This window comes from Streptomyces sp. Go-475, assembly GCF_003330845.1.
Classification (GTDB): Bacteria; Actinomycetota; Actinomycetes; order Streptomycetales; family Streptomycetaceae; genus Streptomyces.
On the sequence record NZ_CP026121.1, the window covers coordinates 1,537,422 to 1,561,863 of the forward strand.

17 protein-coding genes and 1 pseudogene are annotated in these 24,442 nt (G+C 71.3%); 9 read left to right on the plus strand and 9 right to left on the minus strand.

Going from position 1 to position 24,442, the window contains the following annotated elements:
* Positions 1 to 10: 10 nt before the first annotated feature.
* The gene (locus tag C1703_RS07005) at positions 11 to 1,879 is read right to left on the minus strand and encodes a site-2 protease family protein (RefSeq protein WP_232840422.1); all 1,869 of its coding nucleotides are present in this window, start codon (positions 1,877 to 1,879) and stop codon (positions 11 to 13) included.
* A gap of 704 nt (positions 1,880 to 2,583) precedes the next feature.
* On the opposite strand from C1703_RS07005, the pseudogene C1703_RS07010 reads away from it, so the two are divergent.
* Positions 2,584 to 3,623 (plus strand): annotated as a pseudogene (locus C1703_RS07010) (RecB family exonuclease).
* A gap of 14 nt (positions 3,624 to 3,637) precedes the next feature.
* Positions 3,638 to 4,309 carry a response regulator transcription factor gene (locus C1703_RS07015; RefSeq protein ID WP_030606450.1) on the plus strand — a complete coding sequence of 224 codons (672 nt, stop codon included), beginning with the start codon at positions 3,638 to 3,640 and terminating at the stop codon, positions 4,307 to 4,309.
* A gap of 72 nt (positions 4,310 to 4,381) precedes the next feature.
* On the opposite strand, the gene C1703_RS07020 is transcribed toward C1703_RS07015, so the two are convergent.
* The 4 genes from C1703_RS07020 to metH all read right to left on the minus strand — a co-directional run bounded on the left by C1703_RS07020 (position 4,382) and on the right by metH (position 12,496).
* Positions 4,382 to 5,965 (minus strand): ABC transporter substrate-binding protein, encoded by a 1,584-nt coding sequence (locus tag C1703_RS07020; protein ID WP_114251071.1) that lies wholly within the window; start codon positions 5,963 to 5,965, stop codon positions 4,382 to 4,384.
* A 108-nt stretch (positions 5,966 to 6,073) separates the two neighbouring features.
* Positions 6,074 to 7,678, minus strand: a complete 1,605-nt coding sequence (locus C1703_RS07025) for an ABC transporter substrate-binding protein (protein WP_114251072.1) — start codon at positions 7,676 to 7,678, stop codon at positions 6,074 to 6,076.
* 408 nt (positions 7,679 to 8,086) lie between these two features.
* A complete protein-coding gene (locus tag C1703_RS07030; RefSeq protein WP_114251073.1) occupies positions 8,087 to 8,788 on the minus strand; it encodes an HAD family phosphatase in 702 nt (233 codons plus the stop codon).
* 192 nt (positions 8,789 to 8,980) lie between these two features.
* Positions 8,981 to 12,496 carry a methionine synthase gene (gene metH, locus C1703_RS07035; protein ID WP_114251074.1) on the minus strand — a complete coding sequence of 1,172 codons (3,516 nt, stop codon included), beginning with the start codon at positions 12,494 to 12,496 and terminating at the stop codon, positions 8,981 to 8,983.
* Between the two features lie 320 nt (positions 12,497 to 12,816).
* Between metH and C1703_RS07040 the strand changes: the two genes are divergently transcribed.
* From C1703_RS07040 to C1703_RS07065, 6 genes are all read left to right on the plus strand, one after another.
* Positions 12,817 to 13,590 (plus strand): IclR family transcriptional regulator, encoded by a 774-nt coding sequence (locus C1703_RS07040; RefSeq protein WP_059419398.1) that lies wholly within the window; start codon positions 12,817 to 12,819, stop codon positions 13,588 to 13,590.
* Between the two features lie 263 nt (positions 13,591 to 13,853).
* The gene (locus C1703_RS07045; RefSeq protein WP_114251075.1) at positions 13,854 to 14,648 is read left to right on the plus strand and encodes an MIP/aquaporin family protein; all 795 of its coding nucleotides are present in this window, start codon (positions 13,854 to 13,856) and stop codon (positions 14,646 to 14,648) included.
* An 85-nt stretch (positions 14,649 to 14,733) separates the two neighbouring features.
* Positions 14,734 to 16,272: a glycerol kinase GlpK gene (gene glpK, locus C1703_RS07050; RefSeq protein ID WP_114251076.1), complete on the plus strand. Its 1,539-nt coding sequence runs from the start codon at positions 14,734 to 14,736 to the stop codon at positions 16,270 to 16,272.
* 8 nt (positions 16,273 to 16,280) lie between these two features.
* Entirely contained in the window at positions 16,281 to 17,897 is a 1,617-nt protein-coding gene (locus tag C1703_RS07055; protein WP_114251077.1) for a glycerol-3-phosphate dehydrogenase/oxidase, read from the plus strand.
* Between the two features lie 126 nt (positions 17,898 to 18,023).
* Positions 18,024 to 18,695 (plus strand): FadR/GntR family transcriptional regulator, encoded by a 672-nt coding sequence (locus C1703_RS07060; RefSeq protein ID WP_114251078.1) that lies wholly within the window; start codon positions 18,024 to 18,026, stop codon positions 18,693 to 18,695.
* A gap of 158 nt (positions 18,696 to 18,853) precedes the next feature.
* The gene (locus C1703_RS07065; RefSeq protein WP_114251079.1) at positions 18,854 to 19,837 is read left to right on the plus strand and encodes a PAC2 family protein; all 984 of its coding nucleotides are present in this window, start codon (positions 18,854 to 18,856) and stop codon (positions 19,835 to 19,837) included.
* A 63-nt stretch (positions 19,838 to 19,900) separates the two neighbouring features.
* Here C1703_RS07065 and mshC read toward each other — a convergent pair whose 3' ends face one another.
* From mshC to C1703_RS07085, 4 genes are all read right to left on the minus strand, one after another.
* On the minus strand, positions 19,901 to 21,130 hold the full coding sequence (mshC, locus tag C1703_RS07070) for a cysteine--1-D-myo-inosityl 2-amino-2-deoxy-alpha-D-glucopyranoside ligase (protein ID WP_114251080.1): 1,230 nt from the start codon (positions 21,128 to 21,130) through the stop codon (positions 19,901 to 19,903).
* 94 nt (positions 21,131 to 21,224) lie between these two features.
* A complete protein-coding gene (locus tag C1703_RS07075) occupies positions 21,225 to 22,055 on the minus strand; it encodes an SCO1664 family protein (protein ID WP_198678106.1) in 831 nt (276 codons plus the stop codon).
* Entirely contained in the window at positions 22,019 to 22,609 is a 591-nt protein-coding gene (locus C1703_RS07080) for a DUF3090 domain-containing protein (RefSeq protein ID WP_114251082.1), read from the minus strand. The genes C1703_RS07075 and C1703_RS07080 overlap by 37 nt, the downstream gene beginning before the upstream one ends.
* A gap of 78 nt (positions 22,610 to 22,687) precedes the next feature.
* On the minus strand, positions 22,688 to 23,374 hold the full coding sequence (locus C1703_RS07085; RefSeq protein ID WP_114251083.1) for a histidine phosphatase family protein: 687 nt from the start codon (positions 23,372 to 23,374) through the stop codon (positions 22,688 to 22,690).
* A 61-nt stretch (positions 23,375 to 23,435) separates the two neighbouring features.
* Here C1703_RS07085 and C1703_RS07090 point away from each other — a divergent pair, with 61 nt between their 5' ends.
* The gene (locus tag C1703_RS07090) at positions 23,436 to 24,431 is read left to right on the plus strand and encodes a magnesium and cobalt transport protein CorA (protein WP_114251084.1); all 996 of its coding nucleotides are present in this window, start codon (positions 23,436 to 23,438) and stop codon (positions 24,429 to 24,431) included.
* Positions 24,432 to 24,442: the final 11 nt, after the last annotated feature.

A 24,442-nucleotide genomic window follows, 5' to 3' on the forward strand; every position in this document is an offset into this window, starting at 1 on the left:
CGGCCGGCCGCTACGACGGCCTGGCCATCGCCTTGACGAAGGCGCGCTCCACGTCGGCCGCCGACAGGACGCCGTAGATCTCGCCGGTCTCCTCCACGACCAGGTACTCGGTGGCCGGGGTGGCGCGCAGGGCGTCGAGGAGTTCCTCGCCGGACAGTTCCGCCGAGACGCGCATGCCGTCGGTGAGCTCCTGGGCGAGGCCGCTGACCGCGACCCAGGGGCGGCGGTGCTCCGGTACGCCGACGATGGCGGCCTCGCGGACGAGGGAGAGGGGTTTGCCGTCGGCGTCGACGACGACCAGGGCGCGGGCTCCGGCGGCGTTGGCGCGGCGCAGGGCCTCGGAGAGGGGGGTGTCGGTCTCGACGGGGACCGCGCGGCGGGTCAGCGTGCGGGCGCGCAGCTCGGGGAGGTGCTCGCGCAGGCGGGCCATGCGCAGGCTGTTGCCGGCGCCGGTCCAGATGATCGCGGCGAGGATGGCGGCGAGCAGGGCGTCGAGGACGGTGTCCATGCCGACGTTGTCGACGGCCTCGGCGCCGAGGGCGCCGGACTGGGTGAGCAGGGGCAGGCCGATCAGGACGGAGACGGCGAGGGCGCGGCCGACCCAGGCGGCGGCGACGGTGCCGGCCATCGGCTTGCCGGTGAGCTTCCAGACGACGGCGCGGAGCATGCGGCCGCCGTCCAGGGGCAGGCCGGGCAGGAGGTTGAACGCGGCCACGATGAGGTTGGAGATCATCAGGCCGGCGAGCAGGACGCCGGGGACGGTGCCGGGTTCCACGGTCTGCACGGCGGCGTAGAAGACGCCGGCCAGGACGAGGGAGAGCAGCGGGCCGACGAAGGCCAGCACGAACTCCCGGCCGGGGGTCTCGGCCTCCTTCTCGATCTCGGAGACGCCGCCGAAGAACTGGAGCTGGATGCGGCGGACGGGGAGCTTGAAGCGGAGGGCGGCGACCGTGTGGGCCAGTTCGTGGACCAGCACGGAGGCGTAGAAGGCCACGGCGAAGAAGAGCGAGACCAGGTAGCGGGCGGCGCCGAGCTCGGGCAGCACGCGCTCCAGCTGGCCGCCGAACACCCAGGTGATCAGGGCGGCGACGAGGAACCAGCTCGGCGCGACGTACACGGGCACCCCGAAGGGCCGCCCCATGAGCAGCCCGCCCCGGGGCTCGGGCCGCTGGGGGGCGGGGCCCTTGCCGTCGGCGGAGTGCGCGAGGGGGCGGTGGCCCGGGGTGTGGTCGTGTGCGGCAGGTGATTCGGGGTGGTGCTCGGAGCCGCCGGAGACAGGCGCCGGGGCCGCGCGAGGAGGCTCCGCTTCGGGGCGGTCGGCGGTGGGGGTGTGACGGGGGTCTGCCTCGGGGCGACCGGGCGCGGGCGCGGTGGTGTGACGGGGATCCGCTTCGGGCCGGCCAGCGGCGGGCGCGGTGGTGTCACGACGGTCTGCCTCGGGGCGGCCGGCCGCGGGCGCGGTGGTGTGACGGGGATCCGCTTCGGGCCTGCCGGCCGCGGGCGCGGTGGTGTCACGACGGTCCGCCTCGGGCCTGCCGGCCGCGGGCGCGGTGGTGTCACGACGGTCCGCCTCGGGCCTGCCGGCCGCGGGCGCGGTGGTGTCACGACGGTCCGCCTCAGGCCGGCCAGCGGCGGGCGCGGTGGTGTCACGACGGTCTGCCTCGGGGCGGCCGGCCGCGGGCGCGGTGGTGTGACGGGGATCCGCTTCGGGCCTGCCGGCCGCGGGCGCGGTGGTGTCACGACGGTCTACCTCGGGCCTGCCGGCCGCGGGCCCGGTGGTGTCACGACGGTCTGCCTCGGGGCGGCCGGCCGCGGGCGCGGTGTGCGGGTCGCCGGCGTAGGCGCGGTCCGGGTGCGCGTCGCCGCCTCCGGAACGCACGTCGCCCTTTCCGTGGGCGGGGGCCGTGGCGGAGCCGCCGGCGGCCGGGCCGGTGGGCCCATCGCTGTCGGGAGCGCCGCTCCCCTCTGCCTCGCTGCGGGTCGGCACCGTGGAAGGGCCATCGGCAGAGCCGCTGGGCCCTCCGCTCTCAGTGCCGCTCCCGTCGGCCTCGCCGTGGGCGGGAACCGTAGTCGGACCACCGGTGTCAGAGCCGCTGGGCCCACCGCTCTCGCTGCCGGGCGTGCGGCCCCCGTCGGCCTCGCCGTGGGCCGGGGCCGGGGAAGGGGCATCGGCCGTGGGGACGGTGGAGTCCTGGTGTGCAGGCGGGGTCGGTCGGGGCGCCGGGGTGTCTGATGACGGGGCGTCGTCCTGCTGTTCGGGGGTGAAGCGCCGTTCCTCCGTGGGGCGTTCGTCGGCGGGGGTCTGGTCGGCGGCCCGGGCCGGAGGCCCCGCGTGGCGCTCGGCCGACTCGTCGTTGCCGGACCGCGGCTGCCCGCGCCCGCCGCTCTCGTCCACCGGTGTCCCCTCGTTCGAAGCGTCTCCCGCGCCTGCCGGACGGGAGGGTCTCGAGTCGATGGTATGCGTCCGCCGAGGTGCGTTCCGCCCCGGCACCCCTGTGTTTCCCGTACGTCGGCCTCCCTTCCCGGCTTCCCCCACGGAACGCGCCCGGGTCACTGTCAGTGGCGGGCCGTATGGTCTGGGGCATGGAGACGAGCACCGAGGGCGCGGCGCAGCCCGAGACCAGCCCTGCCGCGGCGGTGGATCCGCCGGTCACGGCAGGGCCCGAGGCGACGGCAGGGGACACGGCCGTCCAGGCAGTGGCGGAGGCGGCGGCGGAGACGGCCGCCGTGAGCGACCTGGTCACCGGGCCCACCGCCATACCGCCCGCCTCGCTGTCCCCCTCGCGTGCGAGTGACTTCATGCAGTGCCCGTTGCTCTACCGCTTCCGGGTCATCGACCGGCTCCCGGAGAAGCCGAGCGAGGCGGCGACCAGGGGCACGCTGGTGCACGCGGTCCTGGAGCGCCTCTTCGACGCCCCGGCGGCCGAGCGCACGCCACCCCGGGCGAAGTCGCTGATCCCCGGCCAGTGGGACCGGCTGCGCGAGACGCGGCCGGAGGTCGTGGAGCTGTTCGCCGACGATCCCGAGGGCGAGCGGCTGGCGCGCTGGCTGGGCGAGGCGGAGCAGCTCGTCGAGCGCTGGTTCACCCTGGAGGACCCCAGCCGCCTGGAGCCGGCCGAGCGGGAGCTGTTCGTCGAGGCCGAGCTGGAGTCCGGGCTGCGGCTGCGCGGGATCATCGACCGGGTCGACGTGGCTCCCACGGGCGAGGTCCGGATCGTCGACTACAAGACGGGGAAAGCGCCCCGGCCCGAGTACTCCGAGGGCGCCCTGTTCCAGATGAAGTTCTACGCCCTGGTCGTGTGGCGGCTGAAGAACGTGGTGCCGCGGCGGCTCCAGCTGGTCTACCTCGGCAGCGGTGACGTGCTGACGTACGACCCGGTCCTCGCCGACCTGGAGCGGGTCGAGCGCAAGCTGCTGGCGCTGTGGGAGGCGATCCGGCTGGCGACGGAGACGGGCGACTGGCGGCCGCGTCCCACGAAGCTGTGCGGCTGGTGCGACCACCAGGCCCACTGCCCGGAGTTCGGCGGCACTCCCCCGCCGTACCCGCTGCCGCTGAAGGTGACCGACCGGTGAGGGCGGCTGAGTCCGGCGGGCCCGCGCAGGGCAGAATGGGGCCGGACTAGCGAAGGAGACTCACGTGGCCATCCGCGTCCTACTGGTCGACGACCAGCCGCTGCTCCGTACGGGCTTCCGGATGATCCTGGAGGCCGAGCAGGACCTCGCGGTCGTCGGCGAGGCCGGAGACGGCCTCCAGGCGCTCGACCAGGTGCGGGCCCTGCAGCCCGACGTGGTCCTGATGGACATCCGCATGCCGCGGATGGACGGTGTGGAGGCGACCCGGCAGATCACCGGCCCCGGGCGGGACGGCCCGGCGAAGGTGCTGGTGCTGACCACCTTCGACCTCGACGAGTACGTGGTGGAGGCCCTGCGGGCCGGGGCGAGCGGCTTCCTGCTCAAGGACGCGCCCGCCAACGAGCTGGTGCAGGCGATCCGCGTCGTGGCGGCGGGCGAGGCGATGCTCGCGCCGAGCATCACGCGCCGGCTGCTCGACAAGTACGCCACGCACCTGCCCTCGGGCGACGAGCCGGTGCCGGACACGCTGCACACGCTCACCGACCGCGAGGTCGAGGTGTTGAAGCTGGTGGCGCGCGGACTGTCCAACGCCGAGATCGCCGCCGACCTGTTCGTCAGCGAGACGACCGTGAAGACGCACGTCGGGCACGTGCTCACCAAGCTGGGCCTGCGCGACCGCGTGCAGGCCGCGGTGTACGCCTACGAGAGCGGGCTGGTGCGCCCCGGCGCGCAGTAGGGCCCTCCAGCACGCGACAACGAAGAGGGCGCCCCCTGTCGAGCAGGAGGCGCCCTTCTTCACACCCGTGCGTCAGGCGTCCTTGCTCAGCTCCCAGAAGCGGAACACGGTCGACGCGTCGAGGCAGTACTCCAGGCCGTAGACGCCGTCGCGGACGACCGCGTACTGCTTGGCCTGCCACACCGGCAGGACGGGCAGTTCGTCGGCGACGATGTCCTGCAGCTCCCCGAACTCCTTGTCGGTGGCGGCCCGGTTGGTCAGGGCCGCGGTGCGCGGGATGAGCGAGCCGGTGATGGTGCTGTTGTCGTAGTTGTTGTTCAGCACGTTGCCCTTGCCGAAGAAGGGGGCCGTGAAGTTGTCGGCGTCCGGGTAGTCGGGCACCCAGCCCTTCACGTAGACGCCGTACTTGCCGGCCGCGATGTCCTTCTCGTACTGGCCGAAGGGGACGGACTTGACGTCGGCGTCGAACAGGCCGCTGGCGTTGAGCTGGCCGGCGATGGCGTTCAGCTCCTGGTCGGTGGCCGGACCGTAGCGGGACGGGGTCGACCAGAGGGTCAGCTTCACCTTGCCGGTGATGCCGTCCTCGCGCAGCGCGTCCGCCGCCTTGGCCTTCGAGGGCCGGGCGCCGTAGGTGTCGAAGAAGGCCGTGTTGTGGCCGGCGATGCCGGCCGGGATGATCGAGTACAGCGGGGTGGCCGTGCCCTGGTAGACGTCCCTGATGAGGGCCTCGCGGTCGAGCAGGTGGGCGATGGCCTTGCGGACGCCGAGCTTTCCGGCGACCGGGTCGTTCATGTTGAACACCAGGTGCTGGACCTCGGCGCTGCTGCCCTCGACGACCTCGACGCCGGTGCCGTTGTCGGCCTTCTCCGTGTCCGCGATGTCGCTCGCGGTCAGGCCGCGGTAGGCGATGTCGACTTCCCCGTTCTGGATCGCCTGCTTCAGGGCGGTCTGGTCGCCGTCGAAGAACTTGAGCGTCACGCCGGTGTTCTTCACCTTGGCGGTGCCCTTGTAGTTCTCGTTGACGGAGAAGACGGCCTGGTCCTTGTCGAACGAGTCGAGCTTGTAGGGGCCGGAACCGACGGCCTGGCCGTCCTTGCGGAGCCCGTCCGCGTCGTACTCGCGGTGGTCGACGATGGACCCGGCGCCCGAGGCGATCTTGCTGGGGAAGGTGGCGTCGGCCGTGTTGAGCCGGAAGACGACCGTCTTCTCGTCCGGGGTCTCGACCTTCTGCAGCGTGGGGAACATGATCGCGGGCCCGTCCGGGTCGTTGATCTTCAGCATGCGGTCGAAGGAGAACTTGACGTCCTCGGACGTGAGTTCGTCACCGTTGCTGAACTTGAGGCCGTCCTTCAGCGTGCACTTGTAGACCGTGGTCTGGGTGTCGGTGAAGGAGCAGCTCTCGGCGGCCTCGGGCTGCGGTTCCGTGGCGCCCTTGGGGAAGCTGAGCAGCGACTGGAAGACGTTGTTGAACAACAGCCAGGAGCCGGGGTCGTAGCCGGAGGCGGGGTCCGTGGCCAGGACGTCGTCGGACATCCCCACCACCACGTTGGAGCCCTCCCCCGCGGAGTCTCCGGTCTCCGTGCCACAGCCGGTGAGCAGGCCGGAGGCGAGCCCCGCCACGATGGGCAGGACCGGCCACTGGTTGCGTATGTTCACGTGTGTGCCTTGTCGTCGGTTCTCGAGAACGCCCGGAGCATGTCCCCGGCTCCGGGGCACGGATCCCCGGGGGCCGCGGTCACAGGCCCCGGGGTTCCAGTGGGTCCGTCAGCCACTCACGCCCCGCCCGAGCTCCCAGAGCTGGAGCGTCGAGGAGGAGTTGAGGGCGTACGCGGTACCCGTGATGTCGTCGCGCGCGGCGACGTACTGCTTGCCCTGCCACAGCGGCAGCACCGGCACGTCACTGGCGACGATGTCCTGAATGTCCGTCAGGCTGGTGGAGGCGGACAGCCGGTCCGCCTCTCGGCGCGACTCGGGGATCAGGGTGTTGCGGATGCGGCTGTTGTCGTACGGCGAGCCGAGGGTGTTGTCCGCGTCGAGGAAGGGCGCGAGGAAGTTGTCCGCGTCCGGGAAGTCCGGGAACCAGCCCATGCCGTAGACGTCGTACTCGCCCTTCTTCTCGGCCGGGCGGAAGGTGTCCCACGGCGTGCCCTTGATGCCGACGTCGAACAGGCCGGTGGAGTTCAGCTGGTCCCGCAGGACCTCGAACTCCTTCTTGGTGGCCGGGCCGTAGTGGTCGGTGGTGTAGTGCAGCGTCAGCTTCACCGGGGTGGTGATGTTCGCCTGGTTCAGCAGGGCGCGGGCCTTGGTGACGTTCGGGTCGCCGTACTTGTTGAAGAACGAGTTGGAGTGGCCGGTGATGGTGGCCGGGACCAGCGAGTACAGCGGCTCGGCCTGGGAGCCGTAGACCTTGGAGACCAGCGCGCTGCGGTTGACGACCTGGGCCATCGCCTGGCGCACGGCCCTGGACTTGACGGTCGGGGCGTCGGTGTTGAAGCCCAGGTAGCGGATCTCCAGGCCGGGCATCTCGACGAGGTCGATGTCGGTGTCGCCGTCACCGGAGAGCTTGCGGATCTGGTCGGGCGACATGGTGCGGGTCATCAGGTCGATGTCGCCCTTCCGCAACGCGTCGCCCATGGCGTCGGCGTCCTTGAAGGAGACCATGTCGACCTTGTCGTTGTTCACCTTCAGGCTCCCCTTGTAGTCGGGGTTGCGGGTGAACTCGGCCTTGACCATCGCGCCGTTCTCGACGTCGGCCTTGAGGGTGTACGGGCCGGAACCCTCCAGGTCGAAGCCGTCGCGCAGCTTGTTCTTCGGGTAGTCGTCGGGGTCGACGATGCCGGCGACCGGGGTCGACAGCTTGTACGGGAAGGTCGCGTCGGCCGTCTTGAGGTGGAAGATGACCTCGCGGTCGCCCTGCGTCTCGACGGTGTCGATGGTGGACAGCAGGGCGAACACACCGCTGTCGGCCTTGAGGGAACGGGCGCGGTCGATGGAGTACTTGACGTCGGCCGCGGTGACGGGGTCGCCGTTGGCGAACTTCAGTCCGTCGCGCAGGGTGCAGGCGTAGCGCTCGTTGCCGGTGTCGGTGAAGCCGCACCGCTCGGCGGCCTCCGGTACCGGCTCGCCCTCGCCGCGCGGCTGGATCATCAGGGTCTGCACGGTCTGGCGCAGGATGTTCCAGGTGCCGACGTCGTAGGCGTACGCCGGGTCGAGGGGCGCGGGGGCGTCCTTCGAGGCGGTGAACCGGTCCGTGGTGCCGACGACGATCGCGCCGCTGTCGCTGCTCCCGCTGTCGGACCCGCCGCAGGCGGCGAGCACCGGCGCGAGCAGACCGATCACGGCCGGCAGCACCAAAGTCTTGCGGTTCATGCTCGAGTTTCTCCAGAGCTGTCTACTCCGTGTACCCGGCATGCAGGGGTGGCGCAGCGGATCACGGGGGTGGGGCGATGTTCTCGCGACGAGATTAGTCCGGACCGGCAGGAGGGTTCGCCGCCACCGGAGTTGAGGGGCCATCACGCTGCGGAACCGGGCGTGGACACACCGAAAAGCGGATGGCGGAAGCTTTGGTGCACCGGTCCATCAATCGGGACACAAGGGCACGCCGACGGCCCTCCGGAGGGGGTGCGCGGCACACGCCGGATCCGCTGTCGACCCCGGATCGCGTGGGGAACGTCACACCCGTAAACGGGTTCGGACGCACGCGAATTCGGTCATCCGGAGGGGTTCGAATTCACCTCCGGAATTACCGCCTAACACCGCTGCACGCTGGGTGAACAGCTAGCGCATTTCCGTCATCAGCCCGTGCAGAAATGTCAGGTCGACCTCTTCCAGGGAGCTGACGACCGTCCGGCGGAGGGCCGGGGCGATGGGCGCCACGGAGGGCACCGCCACGACCCGGCAGCCCGCGGCCTCGGCCGCCGCGACGCCGGTCGCGGTGTCCTCGATGACGGCGCAGCGGGCCGGGTCCGCGCCGAGTCCGGCGGCGGCCGCCAGGTACGGGTCGGGGTGGGGCTTGGTGCGCGGCACCTCGTCACCGGCCACGGTCAGGGTGAAGTGGTGCGCGCCGAGCGAGGTCAGCACCCGGTCGATGATGCGCCGGTGCGAGGCGGAGACGAGGGCCGTGGGGACCTCGTACTCGTACAGCTCGGCCAGGAGCCGCCCGGCGCCCGGCATCAGCGGCAGACCGCCGTCGATGCGGTCCTCGAAGCCGTTGTTCAGCAGGACCGTGAGCTCGTCGAGGGTGATGTCGGCGCCGGTGGCCTCGATCAGGAACCCCGCGCTGCGGGTCATGGGGCCGCCGACCACGACGTGGCGCCAGGACTCGTCGAGCGTGTGGCCGAGGGAGGCGAAGACCTCGGCCTCGACGTCCCACCAGAAGCCCTCCGTGTCCACCAGGGTGCCGTCCATGTCGAGGAGCACGGCCTGGAGGGCCGACCCTTCGGCCGTCCGGGTACCGAGCGCGGGGACCGTACTGGTCATCCACCTACCTCCTTGAGGGACGATCAGGCCGGTTCCCACGTGGGAACCGGCCTGCAGTGGACCGACCAGTCTACGACGTGCGCGACGGAAGTGCCTCGTTTAGCCCCTGTGCCCCGGGGCACACGGACCGCACGCCGGGGGCCGGTGCGGGGTGTGCCCGGTGGGGCGGCGGGGTGTGCCCGATGGGGCGGCTCAGCGGGCGTTGAAGTACTTGGCCTCCGGATGGTGGATCACGATGGCGTCCGTGGACTGCTCGGGGTGCAGCTGGAACTCCTCCGAGAGGTGGACGCCGATGCGCTCCGGCTGGAGCAGGTCGGCGATCTTGGCCCGGTCCTCCAGGTTGGGACAGGCGCCGTAGCCGAGGCTGAAGCGGGCGCCCCGGTACTTCAGCTCGAACATGCCCTGCATCTCGTCCGGGTCCTCACCGGCGAAGCCCAGTTCGGAACGCACGCGCGCGTGCCAGTACTCGGCGAGCGCCTCGGCCAACTGCACGGACAGGCCGTGCAGTTCCAGGTAGTCCCGGTAGGCGTTGGCCTCGAAGAGCCGCGCGGTCTCCTCGCCGATGCGCGAGCCGACGGTGACGACCTGGAGGCCCACGACGTCCGTCTCGCCGGAGTCCTCCGGGCGGAAGAAGTCGGCCAGGCACAGGCGGCGGCCCCGGCGCTGGCGCGGGAAGGTGAAGCGGGTGCGCTCGTTGCCCTGCTCGTCCAGGAGGATCAGGTCGTCGTCCTTGGAGACGCACGGGAAGTAGCCGTAGACCACGGCCGCCTCCAGCAGGTTCTCCGTCTGCAGCCGGTCCAGCAGCCCGCGCAGCCGGGGCCGGCCCTCCGTCTCGACCAGTTCCTCGTACGAGGGGCCCTCGCCGGTGCGGGCCTGCTTCAAACCCCACTGGCCCTTGAACAGGGCGCCCTCGTCCAGCCAGCTCGCGTACTCCTTGAGCTGGACGCCCTTGATCACGCGGGTGCCCCAGAAGGGCGGCTCGGGGACGGGGTTGTCGGTGGCGACGTCGGAGCGGACGTGCCCCTCCTCGGGGCGCTCCTCCACGGCGGCCGGGGCGGCGGCCCGGACCCGGCGCTGCTTCAGCTCGGGCAGCTTGGCGCCGGGCACGCCCCGCTTGACGCCGATCAGGGCGTCCATCAGGCGCAGGCCCTCGAAGGCGTCGCGGGCGTAGCGGACCTCGCCCTCGTACAGCTCGTGCAGGTCCTGCTCGACGTAGGCGCGGGTGAGGGCGGCGCCGCCGAGGATCACCGGGAAGCGGGCGGCCAGGCCCCGGGTGTTCAGCTCCTCCAGGTTCTCCTTCATGATCACGGTGGACTTGACCAGGAGACCGGACATGCCGATCACGTCGGCCTTGTGCTCCTCGGCGGCGTCCAGGATCGCGGAGACCGGCTGCTTGATGCCCAGGTTGACGACGTTGTAGCCGTTGTTGGTCAGGATGATGTCGACGAGGTTCTTGCCGATGTCGTGCACGTCGCCGCGCACGGTGGCGAGCACGATGGTGCCCTTGCCGGCCTCGTCGGTCTTCTCCATGTGCGGTTCGAGGTGGGCGACGGCCGCCTTCATCACCTCGGCCGACTGCAGGACGAACGGCAACTGCATCTGGCCGGAGCCGAACAGCTCGCCGACGACCTTCATGCCCTCCAGCAGGGTCTCGTTGACGATGTCGAGCGCGGGCCGCTCCTGGAGGGCCTCGTCGAGGTCGGCTTCCAGGCCGTTGCGCTCGCCGTCGATGATGCGGCGCTGCAGGCGCTCGTCCAGCGGCAGGGCGGCCAGCTCCTCGGCCTTGCCGGCCTTGAGGGACTTGGCGGTGGCGCCCTCGAAGAGCTGCATGAGCTTCTGCAGCGGGTCGTAGCCCTCGGCGCGGCGGTCGTAGATGAGGTCCAGGGCGGTCTGGACCTCCTCCTCGCTGAAGCGGGCGATCGGCAGGATCTTCGAGGCGTGCACGATCGCCGAGTCCAGGCCCGCCTTGACGCACTCGTCGAGGAAGACGGAGTTCAGCAGGATGCGGGCGGCCGGGTTGAGGCCGAAGGAGATGTTGGACAGGCCGAGGGTGGTCTGCACCTTCGGGTGGCGCCGCTTCAGCTCGCGGATGCCCTCGATGGTGGCGATGCCGTCCTTGCGGGACTCCTCCTGGCCGGTGCAGATGGTGAAGGTGAGGCAGTCGACGAGGATGTCCTCCTCGTGGATGCCCCAGTTGCCGGTGAGGTCGTCGATGAGCCGTTCGGCGATCTCGACCTTCTTCTCGGCGGTGCGGGCCTGGCCCTCCTCGTCGATGGTGAGCGCGATGAGGGCGGCGCCGTGCTCCTTGGCGAGCTGCGTGACCTTCGCGAAGCGGGACTCGGGGCCGTCGCCGTCCTCGTAGTTCACCGAGTTGATCACCGCGCGGCCGCCGAGCTTCTCCAGGCCGGCCCGGATGACGTCGACCTCGGTGGAGTCCAGCACGATCGGCAGGGTGGAGGCGGTGGCGAAGCGGCCGGCCAGCTCCTCCATGTCGGCGACGCCGTCGCGGCCGACGTAGTCCACGCACAGGTCGAGCATGTGCGCGCCCTCGCGGATCTGCTCGCGGGCCATCTCCACGCAGTCGTCCCAGCGGCCGTCCAGCATGGCCTCGCGGAACTTCTTCGAGCCGTTGGCGTTGGTGCGCTCGCCGATGGCCAGGTAGGAGGTGTCCTGCCGGAACGGCACGCTCTGGTAGAGCGAGGCGGCGCCCGGCTCGGGCTGCGGGGAGCGCTCGCCCGGGCTGACGTTCCGGACCCGCTCGACGAGCTGGCGCAGGTGCTCGGGGGTGGTGCCGCAGCAGCCGCCGACCAGGGACAGGCCGTAGTCCTGGACGAAGTTCTGCTGGGCGTCGGCCAGGCCCTCGGGGTCGAGCGGGAAGTGCGCGCCGTCCTTGGTGAGGATCGGCAGGCCGGCGTTGGGCATGCACAGCAGCGGGATGCGCGAGTGGCGCGTGAGGTAGCGCAGGTGCTCGCTCATCTCGGCCGGGCCGGTGGAGCAGTTCAGGCCGATCATGTCGATGCCGAGGGGCTCCAGCGCGGTCAGGGCCGCGCCGATCTCGGAGCCGAGCAGCATGGTGCCGGTGGTCTCGAAGGCCATCGAGCAGAGCAGGGGCACCTCGACGCCGGTGGCCTCCATGGCCCGGCGGGCGCCCAGGACGGAGGCCTTGGTCTGCAGGAGGTCCTGCGTGGTCTCCACGATCAGCGCGTCGGCACCGCCGGCGAGCAGGCCCTCGGCGTTGGCCTGGTAGCCGTCGCGGATCGTGCCGTAGGTGATGTGGCCGAGCGTGGGCAGCTTGGTGCCGGGGCCGACCGAGCCCAGGACCCAGCGGGGCCGGCCGTCGCCGGCGGCGTACTCGTCGGCCACCTCGCGGGCGATGCGGGCGCCGGCCTCGGACAGCTCGTGGATCCGGTCGGCGATCTCGTACTCGGCCATGGCCGAGTGGTTGGCGCCGAAGGTGTTGGTCTCGACGCAGTCGACGCCGACGGCGAAGTACGCGTCGTGGACGGAGCGGACGATGTCCGGGCGGGTCACGTTGAGGATCTCGTTGCAGCCCTCGAGATTCTCGAAGTCCTCCAGCGTGGGGTCCTGCGCCTGGAGCATGGTGCCCATGGCTCCGTCGGCCACGACCACACGGGTGGCCAGGGCCTCTCGGAGCGCGGACACACGGGTCCGGCTGTCTGTGGAAGGGGTCAGCGGCAACGAGGCCATGAAAAGGGCTCCCTCGGATGCGACGGCTGTCGGCTATGCGGCTTCCCGGACATCCGGCAGGGCATCCGGGGGAGAGGCGCACGGCGCCAGCGTAACCGGGAGTCGGCCCGGATGGGCAGCACGTCCACGGGACGGACGCCGAGGGGGGTCGGGACCGGCCACCGTGCGACCCGTGAGCATCCGCCGGGGCCTCCATGCCGCACCATGTGGCGACCCGTCATTAGCGGGAGGTCGGCAACGACCGGTAGTGTTCGACATTGCCGAACGAGGGCTGCGAGCCCCACCTGTCGGCGGTCGAAGGGGACGGAGGCAGTACGGCGATGGCACGGAACATCCAGTCGCTCGAACGTGCGGCCGCGATGCTGCGGCTCCTCGCGGGCGGCGAGCGGCGGCTCGGCCTGTCGGACATCGCCTCGTCGCTGGGCCTGGCCAAGGGCACCGCGCACGGCATCCTGCGCACCCTCCAGCAGGAGGGCTTCGTGGAGCAGGACGACGCCTCCGGGCGCTACCAGCTGGGCGCGGAGCTGCTGCGCCTGGGCACCACCTACCTCGACGTCCACGAGCTGCGGGCGCGCGCCCTGGTCTGGGCCGACGACCTGGCCCGTTCCAGCGGCGAGAGCGTCTACCTGGGCGTCCTGCACCAGCAGGGCGTGCTGATCGTGCACCACGTCTTCCGGCCCGACGACAGCCGGCAGGTGCTGGAGATCGGGGCCATGCAGCCGCTGCACTCCACGGCCCTAGGCAAGGTGCTGTCGGCCTACGACCCGGTGGCGCACAGCGAGGCCCTGGAGGCCGACCGCAAGGCGTTCACGGACCGTACGGTGTGCGAGCCGGAGGCGTTCGAGCACATCCTCGACGTCACCCGCGCGCGCGGGTACGCGGCGGACGTGGAGGAGACCTGGGAGGGCGTGGCCTCCCTCGCGGCCCCCATCCACGACCGGCGGCGCATGCCGGTCGGCGCGGTCGGCATCACCGGCGCCGTGGAGCGGCTGTGCCGGTCCGACGAGGAGCGGGCGCTGCGCCCGGAGCTGATCGCGGCGGTCCGGGACTGCGCCCGCGCGGTCTCCCGGGACCTGGGCGCCGGGCGGTTCTGACGCAACAGCACGGGACCGGGGGGCCGTACGGCGTCCCGGTCCCCGGCATGCCCGCGCTCACCTGCGGCAAAGATCCTTGGGACCGGGGCGATCAGTAACGATCGTGTTTTCGACAACACAGCCCTTGACGTGCTCGTAACGCCGAAGCAAGACTCCCGTCCATCGGTCGACATTGTCGAACAGGTACCGGCAATACGCGCTAGAGTGTGACAACGCCAGGCCGGTATCGCACTTCCCCTGGACGAAGGACAAAGGAGTCGCGGGTGTCCAGCTCCGACATCTTCATCGGCGAGACCATCGGTACCGCCATACTCATCCTGCTCGGCGGCGGAGTCTGCGCCGCCGTGACGCTCAAGGCTTCCAAGGCCCGCAACGCCGGCTGGCTCGCCATCACCTTCGGGTGGGGCTTCGCGGTGCTCACGGCGGTCTACACCACGGCGCCGCTCTCCGGCGCCCATCTGAACCCGGCCGTCACCCTCGCGCTCGCGATCAAGGACGGCGACTGGAGCAACGTCCCGGTCTACTGGGCCGGCCAGCTCTTCGGCGCCATGATCGGCGCCGCACTGGTCTGGATCGCCTACTACGGCCAGTTCCAGGCCCACCTCACCGACCGCGAGATCGTCGGCGGTCCGGGTGCGCAGGCCACGACGGCCAAGGCCGTCGAGGCCCAGGAGAAGGGCGCCGGCCCCGTGCTGGGCGTCTTCTCCACCGGCCCCGAGGTCCGCGTCGCCTGGCAGAACCTGGCCACGGAGATCATCGGCACGATCGTGCTGGTGCTCGCCGTGCTCACCCAGGGCCTGAACGACAAGGGCAACGGCCTGGGCACCCTGGGCGCCCTGATCACCGCGCTCGTGGTGGTCTCCATCGGCCTGTCCCTCGGCGGCCCGACGGGGTACGCGATCAACCCGGCCCGTGACCTCGGTCCGCGTATCGTGCACGCCCTGCTGCCGCTCCCCAACAAGGGCGGCTCCGACTGGGGCTACGCCTGGGTCCCCGTGGTGGGTCCGCTGATCGGCGGCGCCATCGCGGCAGGCATCTACAACGTCGCGTTCGCTTAGCAGCCCCTCTTTCGCGCCCGTCGCGAAACTTCCAGCACGCGCCGTACGTAAAGCCCCTTAAACCCGGAATTACCAGGAGCACACAGTGACCGACGCGCACACCGCCGGCCCCTTCATCGCCGCCATCGACCAGGGCACGACCTCCTCCCGCTGCATCGTCTTCGACCGCGACGGCCGGATCGTCTCCGTCGACCAGAAGGAACACGAGCAGATCTTCCCGAAGCCGGGCTGGGTCGAGCACGACGCCACCGAGATCTGGACGAACGTCCAGGAGGTCGTCGCCGGGGCCATCGAGAAGGCCGGCATCACCCGCGACGACATCAAGGCCATCGGCATCACCAACCAGCGCGAGACGACCGTGCTGTGGGACAGGAACACCGGTGAGCCCGTCCACAACGCCATCGTCTGGCAGGACACCCGCACCGACGCCCTCTGCCGCGAGCTCGGCCGCAACGTCGGCCAGGACCGCTTCCGCCGCGAGACGGGCCTGCCCCTCGCCTCCTACTTCGCCGGTCCGAAGGCCCGCTGGCTGCTCGACAACGTCGACGGGCTGAAGGAGCGCGCCGAGGCGGGCGACATCCTCTTCGGCACCATGGACACCTGGGTCATCTGGAACCTGACCGGCGGTGTCGACGGCGGCAAGCACGTCACGGACGTGACGAACGCCTCCCGCACGATGTTGATGAACCTCCACACCATGCAGTGGGACGACCGGATCTGCGAGTCGATCGGCGTCCCGAAGCAGGTGCTGCCGGAGATCCGCTCCTCCGCCGAGGTCTACGGCGAGATCAAGGGCGGCAAGCTGGGCGACCTGCTCGGCGGCATCCCGGTCGCCTCCGCGCTCGGCGACCAGCAGGCGGCCCTGTTCGGCCAGACCTGCTTCTCCGAGGGCGAGACCAAGTCGACCTACGGCACCGGCACCTTCATGGTGATGAACACCGGCGACAAGATCATCAACTCCTACAGCGGCCTGCTCACCACCGTCGGCTACAAGATCGGCGACCAGGACACGGTCTACGCCCTGGAGGGCTCGATCGCCGTCACCGGTTCGCTGGTGCAGTGGATGCGCGACCAGATGGGCCTGATCTCCACCGCCGCCGAGATCGAGACGCTCGCGCTCTCCGTCGAGGACAACGGCGGCGCCTACTTCGTGCCGGCCTTCTCCGGCCTGTTCGCCCCGTACTGGCGCTCCGACGCCCGCGGTGTGATCGCCGGCCTGACCCGGTACGTCACGAAGGCGCACCTCGCGCGTGCCGTTCTGGAGGCCACCGCCTGGCAGACCCGCGAGATCGCGGACGCCATGACGAAGGACTCCGGTGTCGAGCTGGCCGCCCTCAAGGTCGACGGCGGCATGACCTCCAACAACCTGCTGATGCAGACCCTCGCCGACTTCGTGGACGCGCCCGTGGTGCGCCCGATGGTCGCCGAGACCACCTGCCTCGGCGCCGCCTACGCCGCCGGCCTCGCCGTCGGCTTCTGGAACAGCACCGACGACCTGCGCGCCAACTGGCGCCGGGCCGCCGAGTGGACCCCCCGCATGGCCGCGGAGACCCGTGACCGTGAGTACAAGAACTGGCTCAAGGCCGTCGAGCGGACCATGGGCTGGCTCGAGGACGAGGAGTAAGAAACCGCATGACCAGTCAGTCCACCCTGCAGTCCGTGCCTGCCCTGGGGACGCACCCGGCCTCCGGCTCGAACCCGAGCCGAGCCGAGACCAGGGAGCAGCTCGCCAAGGCGTCGTACGACCTTCTCGTGATCGGCGGCGGCATCCTGGGCATCTCCACCGCCTGGCACGCCGCGCAGTCCGGCCTCAGGGTGGCTCTGGTCGACGCCGGCGACTTCGCCGGTGCCACGTCCTCCGCCTCCTCCAAGCTGCTCCACGGCGGCCTGCGCTACCTGCAGACCGGCGCGGTGAAGCTGGTGGCGGAGAACCACTTCGAGCGCCGTGCGGTCTCCCGGCAGGTGGCCCCCCACCTGGCGAACCCGCTCACGTTCTACCTCCCCGTGTACAAGGGCGGGCCGCACGGCGCGGCGAAGCTCGGCGCGGGCGTCTTCGCCTACTCCGCGCTCTCGGCGTTCGGTGACGGCGTCGGGCACCTGCTCTCGCCGGCCAAGGCCGCGCAGGACGTGCCCGAGCTGCGCACCGAGAACCTCAAGGCCGTGGCCGTCTACGGCGACGACCAGATGAACGACGCCCGCATGGCGCTGATGACGGTCCGCGCGGCCGTCGAGGCGGGCGCGGTCGTCCTGAACCACGCCGAGGTGACGGGCCTGCGCTTCACCCAGGGCCGGGTCACGGGCGCCGAGCTGAAGGACCGCCTCTCCGGTGACGAGTTCGGCGTCAACGCGCGGCTGGTGCTGAACGCGACCGGCCCGTGGGTCGACCACCTGCGCAAGATGGAGAACCCGAACGCGGCGCCCTCCATCCGCCTGTCGAAGGGCGCGCACCTGGTCCTGAAGCGCACCTCCCCCTGGAAGGCCGCGCTCGCCACCCCGATCGACAAGTACCGCATCACCTTCGCCCTCCCCTGGGAGGACATGCTGCTGCTCGGCACCACCGACGAGGTGTTCGAGGGCGACCCGGCGGACGTCTCGGTGACCGAGAAGGACATATCCCAGATCCTCGACGAGGCCGCCTTCTCCGTCCGGGACCAGCAGCTCAGCCGCGACCTCATCACGTACTCCTTCGCCGGCCTGCGCGTGCTGCCCGGCGGCCCCGGCGACACCGCCAAGGCCAAGCGCGAGACGGTCGTGACCGAGGGCCGGGGCGGCATGCTGTCCGTCGCGGGCGGCAAGTGGACCACCTTCCGCCACATCGGCCGGACGATCATGAAGAAGCTGGAGACGCTGCCGGGTCACCCGCTCGGCGACGACTTCGAGCCCATCAGCTCGCTGCCGAAGAAGCTGCCGCTGCCCGGCATCGCCAACCCGCGGGCGGTCGCCCACCGGCTGCTGACCGACCGCCCGGCGCCCGGCCCGCGCATGGGGGCCGACACCGCCCGGCACCTGGCCACGCACTACGGCTCGCTGGCCTTCGACATCGCCCGGCTGGCCAACGAGAACCCGGAGCTCGCCGAGCGCGTCCACCCCGACGCCCCGGAGATCTGGGCGCAGGTCGTCTGGGCCCGGGACCACGAGTGGGCCGAGACGCAGGACGACGTGCTGCGCCGCCGGACGACGCTGACGATCCGCGGCCTGGCCACCGACGACGTCCGCGCCAAGGTGCAGGACCTGCTCGACAAGAAGTAGGACCGCACTCGGGGACCGCGTGCGGGAAGGGACGGCTCCACGCCGACGGAGCCGTCCCTTCCGCGTACTCGTCCCCGCATAATGACCTGATACGTCGGAGGTCTTGAACAACAGGGGAGGCCGGCCATGGCAGTCACCGACGAGGCGATCGAGAAGATCAAAGGCATGATCGTCTCCGGCGCGCTGCGGCCGGGCGACCGGCTGCCCAAGGAGAGCGAACTCGCCGCCGACCTCGGCCTGTCCCGCAACTCCCTGCGGGAGGCCGTCCGCGCGCTCTCCCTCATCCGGATCCTGGACGTCCGGCAGGGCGACGGGACGTACGTCACCAGCCTCGACCCGCAGCTGCTGCTGGAGGCGCTGAGCTTCGTCGTCGACTTCCACCGCGACGACACGGTCCTGGAGTTCCTGGCCGTACGCCGCATCCTGGAGCCGGCCGCGACGGCCATGGCGGCGCTGCGGATCAGCGAGCAGCAGCTGGACGCGCTCACGGCCCAGCTGGACAGGCTCGGCGAGGACCCGTCCGTGGAGGATCTGGTCGCCTGCGACCTGGAGTTCCACCGGGGCATCGTGCGCAGCTCGGGCAACTCCGTGCTCTGCTCGCTGCTCGACGGCCTGTCGGGCCCCACCACCCGGGCCCGGATCTGGCGCGGCCTCACCCAGGAGGACGCCGTGGGCCGCACCCTGCGCGAGCACCGGGCGATCCTCGCCGCCCTGCGCGACCGGGACGCCGAGGCGGCGCGCTCGTGGGCGACGGTGCACATCGCGAGCGTCGAGCAGTGGCTGCGCTCCACGCTGTGACCAGGGCCTCACGGACAGCTCGGATGACTCCGGGGTGTTCAGAGGTGGATCACGGGGCAGTCATGGGGGCACTCCCCCTGCAAGGGGGCTGCGGACGCCCCCTTGGCACGCCGTAAGGTTGGGTGGTCAAGCGAGGGCACGTCGGAAGGAGGCACTGGGTGATCGAGCTCGAGGGGGTTCCCGAGCTGATCGACCCGGTCATGGTGGCCGCGTTCGAGGGCTGGAACGATGCCGGCGACGCCGCCTCCACCGCGGTCGCGCATCTGGACAGGGAGTGGAAGGGCGAGGTGTTCGCGGCGCTGGACGCCGAGGACTACTACGACTTCCAGGTCAACCGCCCCACGGTGTTCATGGAAGCCGGCGTCCGCAAGATCACATGGCCGACGACAAGGTTGTCGGTCGTCCGGGTCGGCGGCGAGAAGCCGCGTGATCTCGTCCTGGTCCGCGGTATCGAGCCGTCCATGCGATGGCGTTCGTTCTGCAACGAACTGCTCGGCTTCGCCCACGAACTGGGCGTGGAACTGGTGGTCGTCCTGGGCGCCCTGCTCGGTGACACCCCGCACACGCGTCCGGTTCCGATCAGCGGGACGACGTCCGACCCGGACCTGGCCCGGCGGATGGACCTGGAGGAGACCAAGTACGAGGGCCCCACGGGCATCGTCGGCGTCCTCCAGGAGGCGTGCACGCACGCGGGCGTGCCGGCGGTGTCGCTGTGGGCGGCGGTGCCGCACTACGTGTCGCAGCCGCCGAACCCGAAGGCCACGCTGGCCCTGCTGAACCGCCTGGAGGACCTGATCGACGTGCGCATCCCGCTGGGCGAGCTGCCCGAGGACGCGCGCGCCTGGCAGGTCGGCGTGGACCAGCTGGCCGCCGAGGACAGCGAGGTCGCCGAGTACGTCCAGTCGCTGGAGGAGGCCCGGGACACCGCCGAGCTGCCGGAGGCGTCGGGCGAGGCGATCGCCCGCGAGTTCGAGCGCTATCTGCGGCGCCGGGACGGAGGCGGACCGCCCGCGTCCGGCGGGCACGCGACGGCGGACGGCAGCGACAGCCAGTCGTACCTCCGGGACAACCCCAGCGGCCGCACACGACCGCCGAAGCCGCCCAAGCCGGGTACGGACGACGAGGAGTCGTCGGAGGACTGAGCACCGAGCACAGCGAAGAGGGGCGTCTCCCGGCCGGGAGACGCCCCTTCGCGTGCCGTGGGGTTACAGCGCCACGCCGAGCAGTGCGTCCACCGCGCGGGAGACCACGCCGGGCGCGCCCGGGTCCGTGCCGCCGCTCTGCTCCTGGAGGGCGACCCAGCGGTCGACCGCGGTGAGGGCGGCGGGCGCGTCCAGGTCGTTGGCGAGGGCCTCGCGGATCTCCTCGACGAGCGCCTCCGCCGGCGGCCCGTCGGGCCGGGACACGGCGGCCCGCCAGCGGCCGAGCCGTGCGACGGCGTCCTGGAGGACCTGGTCGGTGTACTCCCAGTCGGCGCGGTAGTGGTGGGCGAGGAGCGTGAGCCGGATGGCGGCCGGGTCGACGCCGTCGTGCCGGAGCTTGGAGACGAAGACCAGGTTCCCCTTGGACTTGGACATCTTCTCGCCGTGCAGGGCGACCATGCCGGCGTGCACGTACGCCTTGGCCATGGGGAAGGCGCCCGTGAGGGCCTGGGCGTGGGAGGCGCCCATCTCGTGGTGCGGGAAGGCGAGGTCGGAGCCGCCGCCCTGGATGTCGAAGCCCATGCCGAGGTGGTCGAGGGCGATGGCCACGCACTCGATGTGCCAGCCGGGCCGGCCGCGCCCGAGCGAGCCGCCGTCCCAGCTGGGCTCGCCCTCGCGGGCGGCCATCCACAGCATCGGGTCGAGCGGGTTCTTCTTGCCCGGGCGGTCCGGGTCGCCGCCGCGCTCGGCGGACAGCAGCCGCATCGCCGCGGCGTCGAGGTTCGAGACCTTGCCGAAGTGCGGGTCGGACTCGACGGAGAAGTAGACGTCGCCCTCGAGTTCGTAGGCGGCGCCCGCGTCCCTGAGGCGCTCGACGAGCGGGACGATGCCGGGTATCGCCTCGACGGCGCCGATGTACTGCCGCGGCGGCAGCATCCGCAGGGCGGTCATGTCCTCGCGGAAGAGGGCCGTCTCCTGCTCGGCGAGGGCGGCCCAGTCGATGCCGTCGCGCTGTGCCCGCTCCAGGAGCGGGTCGTCGACGTCGGTGACGTTCTGGACGTAGTGAACCTGCCGCTTGGTGTCGAGCCACACGCGCTGCACGAGGTCGAACGCGTTGTAGGTCGCCGCGTGTCCCAGGTGCGTGGCGTCGTACGGGGTGATGCCACAGACGTAGATACGGGCGACGGGACCGGGGGCGAGGGTGACGAGGCCGCCGGTCGCGGTGTCGTGGATCCTCAGGTCGCGGCCCTGACCAGGCAGGGCGGGGACCTCGGAAGCGGGCCAGGCATGCATGCCTTGAGCCTAACCGGACTGAAGTTCCATATACGAACGGGAGCGGGCCGGACGGCCGAGAAGGCGCTCTTGCGGTGAACCGGCCGCTGTGCTGCTACACGGGCGGCCAGGGGATCGCCGGCCACTCCCCGCTCGGCTCGGGATGCTTCCCCGAGGCGAGCAGCGCGCCCACCCGCGCGCGGGTGGCGTCCAGCTCGGCGCCGGTGATCAGCGGTGCGAGCCGCGCGCTGAGGGCCCCGCCCGCCGCCAGGTCCTTCCGCAGGCCCTCCAGGACGTCGACGGCCTCCGGCGGCAGGGGCTCCCCCGCCCAGCCCCACAGCAGGGTCCGCAGTTTGTTCTCGACGTTGAACGTGACCCCGTGGTCGATCCCGTACAGCCGTCCCTCACCGGTGGGCAGCAGGTGGCCGCCCTTGCGGTCGGCGTTGTTGATCACCGCGTCGAGCACCGCGAGCCGCCGCAGCCGCTCGTCGTCGGCGTGCACGAGCAGGGCCGTGCGCCCCTCGCCGACCTCGGCGAAGCCGATCGCCTTCCAGCCCGGCTCCGGCTCCTCACCGTCGACCAGCGCGAGCAGCTCGGCGTCGGCCGTCGCCTCGATCCACAGCTGGCACATGCCCTCGCCGTAGGGGCCGTCGCGCAGCACCGTGGGCGGCACCAGGCCCCAGCCGGTCGCCTCGGAGACCTCGTAGGCCGCCACCTCGCGCTGGGCGAGCGTGCCGTCGGGGAAGTCCCACAGGGGCCGCTCCCCCGCGACCGGCTTGTAGACGCAGGCCGCCTCCTGGCCGTCGTACGCCACCGTGCAGTACAGGGCCGCGTTGGACGCCTCACGGATGCGTCCGCGCACGGTGAGTTCGCCGCGGGCGAGCAGCTCGGCCGCGTTCGAAGGAGGTGTCACGCTCCGCGGCGGTATCCGTTCTGGCGCGGACATACGTGTCCTTCCGGGTCGAGCGGGAGGCTGCACAGCGGGCACGGCGGCCGCCCGGCGTTGACGACGTCGAGGGCGCGCTTGGCGAAGGCCCGGGCCTGCGCGCCGGTGAGGCGGACCCGCAGCATCGGGGGCCCGTTCTCCTCGTCCTGGAGCAGCCGTTCCTCGGCCTCGGCGAGGTCCTCCTCGGAGTCGGCGTCGAGCTCCACGAGGGCCTGCGCCTCGACGATCATGAGCTCCTCCTCGCCGTCCCAGGCGAGCGCCATGGTGCCGACCCGGAACTCCTCCTCGATGGGGGTGTCCAGCGGGGCGGTGTCGGTGATCTCGGACGGCGCGACGGCGGGGACGGAGGCGCTGCCTCCGCTACGGCGTACGACTTCGTCGAGCAGTTCGTCCATCCGCTCGGCGAGGGCGGCGACCTGGGTCTTCTCCAGGGCCACGCTGGTCACCCGGGAGCCGGCGACGGCCTGGAGGAAGAACGAACGGCGCCCGGGCAGTCCGACCGTACCGGCCACGAAACGTTCCGGATGGTCGTAGAGGAACACCTGACGGGACACGTCCTGTCTCCATTGGGATCGTGGGAACCGTGTGAGTACGGCACTGCTGCGACCGCTTCACCCTACTGCGGCCGACGATCACGGTGCGCCCGCACCACCCCCGACGGGGGCCTCGTCGCCGGGAGGTTCCTCGCGCGGCACCAGGGACGTGAAGTCGCCGGTGTCACCGAGGCGGACGAGAAACGGTCGCAGTCGTGTGTAGCGGATCGCGGTGATGGAACACGGTTCAACGGAAATCCGCTGGAAGAGGTCCAAGTGAAGTCCGAGTGCGTCCGCCACGAGAGACTTGATGATGTCGCCGTGCGAGCACATGAGGTAGACGGCGTCGGCCCCGTGGTCGCGCTCCACGCGCGCGTTCCACTCGCGCACGGCCTCGGCTGCCCGCGTCTGCATGGCCCGCATCGACTCCCCGCCGGGGAACGCCGCCGCGGACGGGTGCGCCTGCACCACCTCCATCAGGGGCTCGTCCTTGAGTTCGGCGAGCTTGCGCCCGGACCAGTCGCCGTAGTGGCACTCGCCGATGCGCTCGTCGGTGTGGGGCGTCAGTCCCGGCCGCGCCCCGAGGAGGGGCTGAATCGTTTCCTGGCAGCGCTGGAGCGGGCTGGTGACGATCTCGGCCAGGGGCAGTTCGGCGAGGCGTCCGGGCAGCGCGGCGGCCTGCGCGGCGCCGCGTTCGTCGAGGGCGACGCCGGGTGTCCAGCCGGCGAGCAGTCCCTCGGTGTTGGCGGTGGAACGTCCGTGCCGGACCAGGATCAGCGTGGGCATGCGCTCCAGCGTAGGCGCACGCGCGCGTGCCGTGTCGTTCGAGTGACGGGAGAACCGCTTCGTGATCGTCGACTGTGCCATCTACCGCGACGGACACCGGACGGAGGGCCCGGAGGACCTCTCCGACGCCCTGGGAGAGGCCCGCACGGCGGGCGGTTTCGTGTGGATCGGGCTGCATGAGCCGTCGGAGCGTGAATTCGACCATGTGACCCGGGAGTTCGGCCTGCATCCGCTGGCCGTCGAGGACGCCCTCAAAGCCCACCAGCGGCCCAAGCTCGAGGTGTACGACGACTCGCTCTTCGTGGTGCTGAAGCCGGTGGCGTACGAGCCGGAGACCGACGCCGTTACCACCGGCGAGATCATGGTCTTCCTGGGCGAGGGGTTCGTCGTGACCGTCCGGCACGGCGAGGGCTCGCCGCTCAAGGCGGTACGGCAGCGTCTGGAGCAGGAGCCGGAGCTGCTGGGCAAGGGCCCCACCTCCGTCCTGTACGCGGTCGCCGACGCCACCGTCGACCACTACCTGGACGTGGCGACCGAGCTGCAGGCCGACCTGGAGGGCCTGGAGGCGGAGGTCTTCTCCCCGGAGGACGGCGGCTCACGGCACACGGCGTCCCGGATCTACGACTTCAAGCGGCAGGTCCTGGAGTTCCGCCGGGCGACCGGGCCGCTGGCCCTGCCGATGACCCGGCTGGCGGGCACGGCACCGTACGGCGTGGCCGTGCCGTTCGTCGACGACCGGGCCCGGCCGTTCTTCCGGGACGTCAGCGACCACCTCACCCGCGTGAACGAGTCGGTGGACGGCCTGGACCGGCTGGTGTCGGACATCCTCTCGGCGCATCTGGCCCAGATGAGCGTCCGGCAGAACGACGACATGCGGAAGATCTCCGCGTGGGCGGCCATGGCCGCGATCCCCACGATGCTCGCGGGGATCTACGGCATGAACTTCGAGCACATGCCCGAGCTGCGCTGGGTCTGGTCCTATCCGGCGCTCATCGCGCTGATGGCGTTGCTGGAGGTGCTGGTGTTCCGGCTGTTCAAGCGCCGCGGGTGGCTGTAGGGAACGGGCCC